Genomic DNA, 12,666 nt, shown 5'->3' with positions numbered 1-12,666 from the left:
CTCGGTATAGAATGACCTCTGAACAGATAATTAGGCGTTCCGACATATTAAATACCCAGGTGATTACCCGCGACAACGGCAAGCGGCTAGGCATCATCAGTCAAGTCTGGGTTGATATTGATCAACGAGAGGTTGTGGCACTTGGTTTGCGAGACAGCCTGATCTCTATTTCGGGCATACCGCGCTATATGTACCTCAACAATATCAACCAGATTGGTGATGTCATCCTGGTTGATAACGAAGATGTAATTGAAGATATCGAAGTTGAATCTCTCAGTAATCTGATTAGCTGGGAAGTAATTACCGAAACAGGTGAAGTATTAGGCAAAGTTCGGGGCTTTAAGTTCAACGCCGAAACCGGGAAGCTTAACTCCATAGTCATTGCTTCTTTAGGATTGCCCCAAATTCCCGATCAATTTCTGAGTACTTACGAGTTCTCAGTGGATGAAATTGTCAGCACAGGCCCCAATCGGTTGATTGTGTTTGAGGGAGCCGAAGAACGGGTAAACCAATTGACAGTTGGTTTACTAGAGCGCCTGGGTATCGGCAAAGCACCGTGGGAGCGCGATGCAGAAGAAGAATACGGCTATACTCCACCACGCCAAGTTGCACCTGGCAATCAACTGCCTCCGGGAGTGCCATTGCAGCCATCCAAGCAGAGAGTTCGCGCTCCCGAACCCGTAGCGCGGGAAGAAGAATGGACAGAAGACTATGTGGAAGAAGAAAGGCCACAGCGTCAGGTAATGAAGGCGCGGCAGTATGAATCTATTCAATACGATGAAGATGAGGAAGAAGATAACTGGAGTGAGGCAACGGGCAACGACAGGTATCAACAACCGCAACCGCTAAAGTATGAAGCCCAGCCCTATAGCAAGCCATACGTTGAGGAATACGATGATTATGACGATGTAGAGGGCGATGCTTGGGAAGATGCGCCGAAGCCCGTGAATATTCCCAAGAAAGTCAAGGAAAGACAGCCAGAATACGAAGAAGAAGGCGGATATTAACTAATTCGTAATTCGTAATTAAATTTGAAGATTACTCTAGCTCTTTCCTTACAAGTAAGGAGGGGGCTAATTTTTTAGAAGGCACTAGTACCGCAAGGCGGAAGTCAAAAGTCAAAAGTATTATGGAATGGGTTTTTTAGGGATTTTTAAATGGTTGCTCTATTTACGCCGTGGCGTACTAGCGACAGCAAGTCGCACAGAATTGTTTACACACAACTTTTTAGTCTTGACAAGGGTTTCATGCCTAAATTGTGTGTAATTAATTTTATTTAAGTACTTATAGTGAAGATACTGTAGGCGATAGCTTTAATATTTTCTTGTTTGTCAACTTTCATTTTTATAAACCTTACTACGATGCCCGATATCTATAACATTTACCAATAAAATCTCATCGAAAATATCGTATATAACTCGATAATCGCTTACTCTAATTCGATATGTGTTTTCTTCACCCTGTAACTTTTTAACTCCATTGGGACGTGGTTCTATAGCCAACTCATATATATTTGGGTTGTATGCGATCTTGTAATTCTTGAGATAGTTGTTTTCATCCTCTTCATCTTCAATTTTTTGAAGTAGTGCATAAATTTCATCTAGGGTACTGTCGTAAGCTTGGTTTAGCAGTACGTTAATAGCTTTGATTAATTGTTCGCGTTCGTGTTCGTTTTTCATAATTAAGCCTCTTTAAAATTGTTAAGTTTGATTAATTTGTCAATTCTATTTTTGAGAATGTATAGCAGTGGACAAAGCCGTTAGGACAAGTTGGCGGTAGATGCTTTCAACAAGCGTACATTGTGAATTGATTTTTGTCCTAAGCTTCCTGTCCGTTGCTATATAATTCAGTTTGGTAAGTATCAATGCTCTGGACAAAATTAGGCAGCAATAACACCGTAAGATCATAGGTAATGTCATCTGGTGCAAGCGCGTTGAAATACTCTTCCAGTTTCATCAAGCAAGACCCCTCGAATGAACAATTCCACTTCAATCATAGAAGAACACCGGGAAACTCCACGATCAACGCTAAAACAGTTTGTAACTAATTAGTTAAGTGTTCAGAAACTCATCAAAAGCTGATAGCGTCAAACAAAGGAGAATATCGTTGTGGACCTTCGAGCTTGAAAACACCTTCTAATTACTGGCAACTTCTGCCTTATATTCGACTCCAGTGGCAAACCATCAGCAAGGGACTTGTTGGTATCTTGGGATACGTACTGGCGACATTAGTGTTGATCAATCTCGCCGGTAAATTGGCAACTCCCTTTGCACAAGGTAATGTAGTAGCGATCGCTCAAATAACTGGCAGTTGTGCCTTAGTCTTTCTTGTCAGAGGCTTGTTTCAGTCTATACAAGATATGTACATGGCAAAAGCTGCTTTGAGAGTTGCTTTTCATCTCCGTCAGCAAGTTTACGCACATCTTCAAAAGCTAAATCTCAGCTATTTTGAAACGGTAAAAGCCGGTGATTTATCTTACCGCCTTACGGAAGATGTTGATCGAGTTGGCGAAGTGGTAAATAAAGTATTTCACGACTTTATCCCCTGCATTTTGCAGTTGCTAGCAATTCCGATTTACATGATTTACCTGAATTGGCAACTGACATTAGCAACGGTGATAGTTGCACCACTGATGGGTATTTTAGTCGGCTGGTTTGGTGAACGGTTACGCAAGTATTCCTTAAAAAGTCAAAATCGTGTGTCGGGTTTATCAGCCATCCTCGCAGAAGTTTTCAACGGTATTCGTTTGGTACAGGCTTTTGCTGCCGAAAATTATGAAATCGCCCGCTTTGGCCATGAAGCAGAACGCAGTCTCAAAGCCAAATACTCAGCCGAACGCCTGAAAGCGATTCAGATTCCGATCATCGGATTTCTAGAAGCCTTAAGTGCGTTATCGTTACTGATTGTAGGAGCGTGGCAAATTTCCCAAGGTAACTTGACAGTGGCGAATTTTTTTAGTTATTTGGCGGCGGCGGCGCTGTTAATTGATCCCATTGGTCATACTACTAACAACTACAACGAATTTAAGCAGGGTGAAGCATCTGTTGACCGCGTTTTTGAATTGATGGCAATTCAGCCGACAGTGATCGAAAAGATCAATGCGATCGCTCTCCCCCCAGTCAACGGCAAAGTAGAATATCGTCATATTTCCTTCGCCTATAAACTAGGTGAACCTGTATTAAAAGATATCAGTTTATTGGTATCGCCAGGTGAAGCGATCGCTCTTGTCGGTGCTTCTGGTGCTGGTAAAACCACATTTGTAAATCTCCTACCGCGTTTTTACGACCCGGAAGTTGGGCAAATCTTAATTGACGGTGTTGATATTCGGGATGTGAAGCTACATAGTCTGCGGCGACAAATTGGGATTGTTCCTCAAGAAACCATCATGTTTTCGGGAACAATTGCCCAAAATATCGCTTTTGGACAAGATGTTTTTGACATTAAAGCAGTTAAAGAGGCGGCGAAAATTGCTAATGCCCATCAGTTTATTAGCAAACTGCCAGAGGGTTATCAGACTTGGGTGGGTGAACGTGGGGTAAACTTATCAGGTGGACAAAGACAAAGAATTGCGATCGCTCGTGCTGTTCTGCTCAATCCCCAAATTTTGATTCTTGATGAGGCGACATCAGCATTAGATTCTGAGTCAGAATCACTGGTACAGGAAGCCCTGGAAAGATTGATGCAAAAACGCACAGTATTTATTATTGCTCACCGTTTATCAACAGTTAGACGGTGCGATCGGATTTTAGTTTTTGAACAGGGACAAATTGTTGAATCAGGAACCCATGAAGAATTATTAGCCCTAGAGCGTCGCTATGCGAGGTTTTATGCCCAGCAGTTTAGTTAGCCAGAAGAAGAGGCAGGGGAGGCAGGGGGAGAAACAAATTCTTTGTTTTGTACCCCAGTCCCCTTGCTTCTTTATATGTCTATTTCCTAGACTGAATTGTCTTGATTAACTCATAAAAAGGTTGCCAATTATCTTCCTGAGCAATTGCTTCCCAAATAGATTCAATCACAGGCCTTAATAATGCCGTTTGCGGATTATGATCAGCTAGAGTTTGGGCAATTACATCGATGCGATTGCACTCCATATCATTCAAAATTTGATGATATAGTATGCACCAATCATCAAAAATTCCTGACGCACCCGGTACTGGTACAATATCTGAACTATTCATCACAAAACCTGGTTCATCTCGCCATTTAGATGAAAAAGTACGAGCCATCTCATAAAAGAATTGGTGATAACCAACTTGGCTCTCTTTCAAGAATTCAATCGTTAGATTCAAGAGTTCCCCTGCTTCTGGATGTAGCAAATCCTCAAAACCCAACTTTTTCAACATCAAAGAACTGTATTCAGCTTCATAATATTCACCAAACCTAGCTAATCCAGCTTCCATTTCACCTTTATCAATAATCGCCTTTAAAGGTTCTTGGAGCATTTGTAGATTCAGCTGGCAAATACTTGGTTGATTACCGTAACAGTAGCGTCCAGAATAGTCAAAATATGCAGCTATAAAGTAGGGATTATAACTAGGGATAAACGCGTAAGGGCCATAATCAAAACTTTCTCCGGTAATTGACATATTGTCAGTATTGAGAACGCCATGACAAAAGCCAGCCGCCATCCACTGCGCTACTAATTCTGCAACCCGTTTAACTAATTCGGCGTAAAATAGAGCATATTTATCTTGTTCAGCACTTAAGTGTCGATAATACTGCTCAATTACGTGGTCTAACAGCTTCTTAGTTAAATCTGGACGCTGGAAATAGTGCAGTCGCTCAAAAGTGCCAAACCGAATATGAGAACTGCTCATTCTAACCATCACAGATGAACGGGTAGGCGAAGGTTCATCACCCCGCCAAAGGGGTAAACCTGTTTCAATCATGGTCAGACAGCGCGAGGTACGTACACCCAAGTAGTGGAGTGCTTCCGCAGCCAGAACTTCCCGCATCCCACCTTTGAGCGTGAGCATACCATCGCCACCACGGGAGTAGGGCGTTCTCCCAGAACCTTTCGTGCCAAAATCGTACAATTCCCCATCATTGGCGCGTACTTGCCCGTAGAGAAAGCCTCTACCATCACCCAACTGTCCGTTATATTCACCAAATTGATAGCCGTGGTAACGGAGTGCTAACAAGGGTTTGCGCCCCTGAAATTTGCCAAAGGCTGTGATGAAATCTTCGTCTTTGACTAGTTGGGGGTCTAAACCCAAACGGGCTAGTAATGCATCGTTACGCCAACGCAGGAGGTGTTGGGGAAATTCCGCTGCTGCAACCTCATCATAGTAGTCATCGCCTAGAGATTCCAAGGCGCTTTCGTAGTTGAGGGTGAGAAAAGGATTGCTAGAATTCTTGTAGTTTGGAGTTTCAGCCAGAGTCATTACGAGCAAAGCTTAATTCATTCTTCCCTTAATACTACCTCTGGCTTCAATATCAGCATAGACGCAAAAAGCGACCCATATCTAAAATATGGCAGCGCCACCATCAAAATCTAGAGCGCATAATGAATAAAGTTTTGCAATTGAAGAAAAAGTTGACTCAATTAGCTATTCTAGACGCTACATTTCAAATTTTTGGCTCAGAATCACACCAATATCAATTCAAACCTTGCTTGAGTAACAAAGATATTCAAATGTTTGAATCAAGATACAATATTATACTACCAAGTGAATATCGAAACTTTCTCTTAGAAGTTGGTAATGGTGGTGTCGGCCCAGGATACGGCTTATCCGGACTGTCGGGAATTGAAAATGAAGATGTCATCCCAGAAAAACTATACCAAGAAAACTACGAAATTCTCTCTCAACCATTTCCTTTAACAGAAGCCTGGAATGATTTAGATTTGATTGTCAAGAATAATACAGGTTTTGTTGCCAACAATGATACCTACTTCGATGATAAGTTTATCCAGGGCACTCTCACCATTACAAATTATGGTTGTGGAATTTATGCAATGTTAGTCATTACTGGGGAACAGTCAGGAAAAATTTGGATAGATGACCGTACTAATGATAATGGGATATATCCTGCTTCTTTGAGTTTTTGTCATGCTTTCCATGACACCAACCTTGATGATTTTCATCAAGATAGTGATGAAGAACAGCCTTTGAGTTTTTCTGATTGGTACGAAGACTGGCTCAACCGAAGTTTGGATCAAATCCGCCAGTCTTCCGAAACTTAACCTTGATTAAAGAAAACTGAGTTTTTTATTTTTTAATTGGTTGTGATGTTTGTGGATTACTTCCTACTGAGTTTGATGTTGGTTGTGATGCCTGTGAAGATAGAATTTTTTTCACTTGCAGCTTATAAGTTTGCAAAATTGATTCAACCTGTTTCTGTTGAGCTTGATTTAGCTCCAAAGATGTTAAGACTCTTCTGACTTTCTGACGGGATTGGAGTGCTGCTTTAAATTTAGTGTCTTGGGACCGGTTTAATAGAGCCTCAATATCCTTATCTCTTTGCTGACGAGCCATTTGGATTTGTAGGCGCTGTTGCTTTGTAAGTTCGATTGTCTGGTGTGATGTAGGACTAGTCTGAGTTTTTGAGGCTGGTGTCGTGGCGGAATTTGGAACTGGTACTGCCAAGACAACTCCGTGTAAGATGGTAGCAAAAGCGAAGATAGTAGAAAAGACAGATAAAGGCTTTATAGAATTAATAGACATTTTGAAAAACTCCTCAATTATTTAATAACATTGGACACATCAGCTAAAGCGAATCTTGATAACTGAGCCGGGTAGTGAACAAATATTACTATTGCATTTGCTTGTGGAGTTGTTGTGTATTTATTATGAATTTACTATGAATTTGTAAATAGTCACAACTGATATCTCAAATTTCTTAAAAATCAGATATTGTCCGATCATCAATAGCTATAGTGTGGGCATTTTTCACAAACGAAAATAATAGTTTAAATAAGAGTTAAGCATTGCCCACCCTCCAAAAATTGCCTAAGTTTTGTTCAAAAATAGCATTGATAAATAGGTAAATTCAAAAGTATAAATAGTGGGAAAATAAAATAAATATTATTGATAATAATCCTCAGCCATTTTTAAAATTTAGGTGTTTGCCAATTAGGATTAATGAGACTTGTCATAATATGATCTTCCCATTGCCCATTAATTAATAAATAGTCTCTAGCATATCCTTCAATGACAAAACCGAGTCTTTTGAGTACATTGCCACTACGCCGATTGTGAGGCATATAATTAGCCATGACTCGGTGAAAATTTAACTCTTGAAATAGATATTGAGTTGCGGCTTTTAGCCCTTCTGTCATGTATCCTTTACCTTGTTTCTTTTCAGCAAGGCTATATCCCACATAGCAAAAATGAGCCGCTCCTCGGACAAAATTACTGAAATTGACCGTTCCAATAATTATATTTGGATTTTTTTTTGTAAAAATAAATAGTTTTAACGATTGCCCATTGAGAAATTCCAGAAAACTATTCTCTATCTGATACAGCCAATATTCTTCAGTGAAAAAACCATCAGTCCAAAGAGGGTAGAATGGCGTGAGATAAGTTTTATTATCAGTAAAGTATTTGAGAATTTGGGGTATATCTTCATGGATCGCTGCTCGTAATAATAGGCGATCGCTTGTAATTAGTGGCAGTTCTGATCTCATAAATTACTTAATCTACGGGATCTCTTCCCGAAACATTCTCGCTAATTTTGTAAATTCTCTCATACCTGGAGTTTAACAGCAGTGAAGTGAGTATTTTTGCTGTGAATCTGCCATTCAACCAAAATCTTGATAAGCTGATGTCTAATATCTAGAGCGGGAGGATTCAGAGCCAATGGGTGATAAAGCACAGTGCGCGGTATAACTTCGATAAAATAGCTTTGCCCAAACGCTGTACCGCAGGAGATTCAACCAAAAGACAGCTCTTGATTAACCCAGTCTACAAGAAGGATAGTGATGTGGTGGGAATACGCTACGATTGGCAGGAATTAGAGATTCGGGCGATATACAACGCGCCATTGCTAGAGCTTATTTATCAAGCTGCTAGCGTGCATCGCCAATATCATGACCCAACAAAAATACAAGTTTGTAAGCTTATATCGATTAAAACGGGAGGTTGTCCAGAAGATTGTAGCTACTGTGCCCAATCTTCCCGCTATAAAACAGAGGTAAAGGCGCAAGCACTCCTAGAAAAGGAAACGGTAGTTAGCATCGCCCAGAAAGCTAAAGAAACTGGTGTTAGTCGCATCTGCATGGGTGCTGCTTGGCGCGAAGTGCGGGATAACTCACAATTTGAGGAAGTCCTGGAAATGGTCAAGGATGTAACCGCAATGGGTTTAGAAGTGTGTTGCACTCTGGGTATGTTGACAGCAAATCAGGCTAGGAAATTGGAAGAAGCGGGACTTTACGCCTACAACCATAACTTAGATACTTCGCAGGAATATTACAGCACAATTATTACCACGAGGACATATAGCGATCGCTTGAACACAATTGAAAATGTCCGTCAGACAAATGTTACTGTATGTTCTGGCGGTATCCTGGGTTTGGGCGAAACTGTCGATGACCGTGTTGGTATGTTACAAACTCTGGCAAACTTACATCCGCATCCAGAGTCCGTGCCGATTAATATTCTCTCACAAGTACCGGGCACACCCTTAGAAAATCAGCCTGATGTTCCCATTTGGGATATTGTGCGGATGATTGCTACAGCCAGGATTTTAATGCCAGCTTCCGATGTGCGTCTTAGTGCCGGTAGAGCTAGACTTTCTGAAGTTGAACAAGCTTTCTGCTTTATGGCAGGAGCCAATTCTATCTTTTCCAGTGACGACAACAAAATGTTGACAGTGACTACTCCCTGTCCAGATTACGATAGCGATCGAGAAATGCTGAATTTACTTGGTTTGGGAATGCGTCCGCCTTCTCAAAGACAGGAGAAGGTAGCAAGTCCAGCTGTAGTAGGATAAATATTTGATTTGGTGCAAAACATTTAGTTGAAAATTCAAATCTAGGCTAAATGTTTTTTCTTCTAATTAAGCCAAGAGACGCGATAAATCGCGTCTTTGCTTTGCGATGTAGAATTTTCATCTTGGAGTGTAATTTTTAGGACTTACACTTGACAAGTTTGTCAAGATATGCATTAAGCAATGCTTAAAAAAATTGTCAGGTGAGCGGTATTATTTAATATATATGCAATAATTAGCAAATAATAAAAAGGTATTGCTGAAATTAGTAACAATAATCAATTGTGTAAAACACTATTGAAATTTCTTTGAGAAAATTAGTGGAGAGTGCATCAAATAAATGCCACAATTTATGAAATTTACTAAGCTTAATTATTGTCAATACTAATTATTTTTTATTTCCACAACATGGGCAGTCAGCCCGTCTTGGTAAGTCAATGAAATTAATTTTATTTGTTAAAAAATTATATTCACCTCTTCGATTTACCATTGCAGGTTTTAGCTCAGGCGCTCTTGAAGCAATACGTATTACTTCATTAACCACAAACGACGATGATATCCCAGTTAATGGAGCAAGATTTCCTATGTTACGCTGTGGTCTAGGAAGTTTTCTAATATTTTTTAACTCTGGTGCATTAATGTCTTCAAGCGTAAGAGTCATGCACTCAAAACAAGCTGTTTCATAAGGAAGGATGGTTGGCCCAATTAAACTTAAATGGAGATTATACCCTCCTGCTATAATATAGGGAATTTTGCTCTCCATACAAGCTTTATGAATTAGGTTTGATGTGACATCAACATTCGGAAAATCTGCACAGTTAATTACTATAATACTTTCATTCTTTATTTTTGAATAATTTAAGATTTTTAATATTTCGTCCGATTGGGAAATAACTGTTGTTATTTCACTAACTTCAACATTAGGTTGAATAGACTTTAGTCTATTTGATATTGCTGTAGTTTTTTTAACCCTAGGTCTTTATATGTAAAAAGTGAACGATTTAAATTAGTTTCTTTAACTACATCATTGTCAATAAGTGTTAATTTATCTATTCCACTTTGAACTAAAAGAATAGATACCCAACTTCCAACCGCACCCAATCCTACCATCACAACATGATTATTTTTGACTTTCTTCCAGACTTCAAAAATTGAAGTATAAGAAATATAATCTCCAAGAAAATTTAATATTCTGCGATAAGGAATTTTCGCAATCTCTGCTGCGGTTTCCATGTCCTCAATAAGACACTTAGAAGCAAGAAAATTTAAAAAAGAGCATATAGCTTCTTTATGATTATTGCCAAAATATTCTATAATAGAATCAACAGAATTAGTTCCATCCAATTTACTTATAATGTCAGTTAATATAGGTTGAGAAAATACTACTGGAACTATTCGACGCGTATTAGATAAAAAGAAGTCAAACCTCTGAGCAAATTCATTTTTTACATCAATAGGAACAAAACTAACAGATGGTCGGAGACGAAAATATTTATCTTTCATTATCTAAATTGCTGCATATATGACAGGTAGGATTTTTTTTAACAGGAAAGACTGATAAGTTGTAATCATCGAAGAGCAATTCTCCTCGTTCACCTTCAAATATACCTGTAAAATCAATAAAATAACGAACAATAGTCATTGCAGCTGTTGAAGCTGCAAGAACCGACAAAGATGCTAAACCCCCGAATGAGCTTCTTCTATCCTTAACAGGATAACTAATAGGCTTCCAATCTTTCAAAGATTCTTTAAAAAATGTATTATAACAGTCTGCACAAGGAGTAGCACCTGGTATTATTAACTCGCCTAAAGATGCTAAATGTGCATCAAAACCACCAGCAATCATTAGTGGCTTTTTATGTTGAACACAATAACGAGACAGTTTTAAACCTGTATAACCGATATAAGGTTCATCAGCTGTATTAATAATACAATCCATACCTAATAATAAACTTTCTAAATTAGTATTTATTGTTAAAGCATGATCAAAGACTTTTACACAAGCCTCTTGATCAATATCAAGAATCATTTGTTTGCCTACTTCAGTCTTTTGAAGATTTATTACCTTTTGTTCAAAAAATCCATGTCTAGATATATCAAATTCAGAAACAATATCGTAATCAACTAACAAGAAGTTCTGAAATCCCATCATCACAAGTTCTCGACATAACCAACTGCCAACACCAGCAATCCCAAATATTGCTATTTTAGCTTGATAAATTCTAGATTGGATTCTAGCAACTTCATCAGAGCTATCAGTAATATCAAGAAAAAAATTTAGTTGTCGCTCTAACCTTTTTTTATATAAATATGGTAAATCAATTTCTTCAATCCAATGTTCGTAATTAAGAATTCCTTTTCTATATAAATATTTAATAAACTCTAAAAACCCATTGTTCGTTAAAAAATCTTCACATGAAGAGTTAGTTAAACAAGAGTTTAACTCTTCTACTGAAAACTCCCCTGTTAACCATGAAAGGCTTTTTATAAGTAAAGGGTGACACTGAACTTTTATTCTCTTACGAGTAGATAAATAAACAAAAGTAACGTCACTTTCAGACTCTAGATAAATATCAACTCCATCTCGAAGACGGGGTTTATATTTATTCCAATTTTCACTCATCAGTATTGTACCTGTCCACCCTCAACATTAAGAAACTGTTCCCACTCATCTGCACTTCCTACAAAGTTTTCATCCCTTGAACAAGTACGGGTGCAACAATCCGAACGAGATCCCGAACATTGCTTTGTATAAGCTTCCCCTTTTGTCATCCCATCTTCAACAGTAATTTCGGCAAATCCATACTGTTCAAGATTTTTTTGTATAGTGTTACTCATCATTTACTATCCTTAAAATAGTGGTTACAGTAATTACCCTTATATCACACCTGACCGTATAAACCCAGAAAAACTAAAAATATACGCGATAAAGTTACCTGAATTATATTGGCTTTTATCGCTAAATCAAGGCTTGAGGTTTTATTTGGAGTATCTGAAAGTACATTATTGTTTTTGAATGCAAGATGCGAGATAATTTAAAACTGATTTTAGCGCTGTAAAAAAAAATCAGCAACAAATGTGTGTGATCTTTATAAAGTTTTTCTTTTATAGATAAATTGATCAGAAAAACGGATAACATCCAGTTTCTCTGTTGATGTTTACGGCATGGCAATTGGCGATCGGCGGGATAATTCTTTTACCTATTGCCCTAGTTGTTGAAAAACCGTTGACTCATCTGAGTGCGACAAACCTATTGGGATTTGTCTATTTAGGTTTGGTGGGAACTGGGTTAGCTTATTATATGCTTTGGTTTCGCGGAATTGAACGATTAAAAGCAACAGCTGTTTCTTGCTTGGGATTGATGAATCCTCTGGTTGCAACACTGATGGGGTTTTTTGTGTTACATCAAACACTAATGCCAATTAAGCTGATTGGAGCAGCGATCGTACTAGTACCGCAAGGCGGAAGTCAAAAGTCAAAAGTCAAAAGTCAAAAATATTATGGAATAAGCTCTTTAGGGATTTTCATTGGTCTGCTTATTTACGCCGCGATCGCACTAGTGAGTGTTTTAGTGAGACAACAAACTAACCGATTGGGCGATCGTTCGACCACTCACCTTAAAGTATCGTCTTAAAGAGAACTTTAGTTCAACACGGTCTGTAGTTGATTACTTGAGTTATACAGATTTATCGCCAATTTTTGGATGCTATTTTTAGGCGCAACTTGGTGTGAATTGAG

At 38.7% G+C, this 12,666-nt stretch carries 12 protein-coding genes and 1 pseudogene; 5 read left to right on the top strand and 8 right to left on the bottom strand.

From position 1 onward, the window contains the following. Window positions 1-11 precede the first annotated feature (11 nt). A complete protein-coding gene (locus V7K85_RS18370) occupies window positions 12-1,007 on the top strand; it encodes a PRC-barrel domain-containing protein (protein WP_334815246.1) in 996 nt (331 codons plus the stop codon). Window positions 1,008-1,331: 324 nt separating this feature from the next. On the opposite strand, the gene V7K85_RS36560 is transcribed toward V7K85_RS18370, so the two are convergent. Together V7K85_RS36560 and V7K85_RS18360 are read right to left on the bottom strand one after the other, a co-directional pair. Next, window positions 1,332-1,502, bottom strand: coding sequence for a type II toxin-antitoxin system RelE family toxin (locus V7K85_RS36560; protein ID WP_442940598.1), 171 nt, complete (start codon window positions 1,500-1,502; stop codon window positions 1,332-1,334). Between the two features lie 316 nt (window positions 1,503-1,818). After that, a complete protein-coding gene (locus tag V7K85_RS18360; protein ID WP_334815242.1) occupies window positions 1,819-1,956 on the bottom strand; it encodes a hypothetical protein in 138 nt (45 codons plus the stop codon). Between the two features lie 166 nt (window positions 1,957-2,122). On the opposite strand from V7K85_RS18360, the gene V7K85_RS18355 reads away from it, so the two are divergent. After that, window positions 2,123-3,847, top strand: a complete 1,725-nt coding sequence (locus V7K85_RS18355) for an ABC transporter ATP-binding protein (protein ID WP_334815240.1) — start codon at window positions 2,123-2,125, stop codon at window positions 3,845-3,847. Between the two features lie 79 nt (window positions 3,848-3,926). On the opposite strand, the gene V7K85_RS18350 is transcribed toward V7K85_RS18355, so the two are convergent. Then, window positions 3,927-5,384, bottom strand: coding sequence for a protein adenylyltransferase SelO (locus tag V7K85_RS18350; RefSeq protein WP_334815239.1), 1,458 nt, complete (start codon window positions 5,382-5,384; stop codon window positions 3,927-3,929). Between the two features lie 122 nt (window positions 5,385-5,506). Between V7K85_RS18350 and V7K85_RS18345 the strand changes: the two genes are divergently transcribed. After that, the gene (locus V7K85_RS18345; protein ID WP_334815237.1) at window positions 5,507-6,184 is read left to right on the top strand and encodes an SMI1/KNR4 family protein; all 678 of its coding nucleotides are present in this window, start codon (window positions 5,507-5,509) and stop codon (window positions 6,182-6,184) included. Window positions 6,185-6,209: 25 nt separating this feature from the next. Here the strand turns inward: V7K85_RS18345 and V7K85_RS18340 are convergent, their stop codons facing one another. Beyond that, a complete protein-coding gene (locus tag V7K85_RS18340; protein ID WP_334815235.1) occupies window positions 6,210-6,665 on the bottom strand; it encodes a hypothetical protein in 456 nt (151 codons plus the stop codon). 386 nt (window positions 6,666-7,051) lie between these two features. Next, a complete protein-coding gene (locus tag V7K85_RS18335; RefSeq protein WP_334815233.1) occupies window positions 7,052-7,627 on the bottom strand; it encodes a GNAT family N-acetyltransferase in 576 nt (191 codons plus the stop codon). Window positions 7,628-7,923: 296 nt separating this feature from the next. On the opposite strand from V7K85_RS18335, the gene bioB reads away from it, so the two are divergent. Next, complete coding sequence (bioB, locus tag V7K85_RS18330; protein WP_334815379.1) at window positions 7,924-8,931, top strand: biotin synthase BioB; 1,008 nt, start codon at window positions 7,924-7,926, stop codon at window positions 8,929-8,931. Window positions 8,932-9,316: 385 nt separating this feature from the next. Here the strand turns inward: bioB and V7K85_RS18325 are convergent. The 3 genes and pseudogenes from V7K85_RS18325 to V7K85_RS18315 form a co-directional block, all read right to left on the bottom strand. Next, window positions 9,317-10,038: pseudogene (locus V7K85_RS18325) on the bottom strand (HesA/MoeB/ThiF family protein). Window positions 10,039-10,420: 382 nt separating this feature from the next. Continuing rightward, window positions 10,421-11,551, bottom strand: coding sequence for a HesA/MoeB/ThiF family protein (locus V7K85_RS18320; RefSeq protein ID WP_334815231.1), 1,131 nt, complete (start codon window positions 11,549-11,551; stop codon window positions 10,421-10,423). Beyond that, window positions 11,551-11,769, bottom strand: a complete 219-nt coding sequence (locus tag V7K85_RS18315; protein WP_334815229.1) for a hypothetical protein — start codon at window positions 11,767-11,769, stop codon at window positions 11,551-11,553. The genes V7K85_RS18320 and V7K85_RS18315 overlap by 1 nt, the downstream gene beginning before the upstream one ends. Before the next feature lie 313 nt (window positions 11,770-12,082). Between V7K85_RS18315 and V7K85_RS18310 the strand changes: the two genes are divergently transcribed. Continuing rightward, on the top strand, window positions 12,083-12,562 hold the full coding sequence (locus V7K85_RS18310; RefSeq protein WP_334815227.1) for an EamA family transporter: 480 nt from the start codon (window positions 12,083-12,085) through the stop codon (window positions 12,560-12,562). The last annotated feature ends 104 nt before the right edge of the window (window positions 12,563-12,666 follow it).

It is taken from the genome of Nostoc sp. (assembly GCF_036917615.1).
Taxonomy (GTDB): Bacteria; Cyanobacteriota; Cyanobacteriia; order Cyanobacteriales; family Nostocaceae; genus Nostoc.
This window is presented reverse-complemented; position numbering and strand designations above follow the sequence as displayed.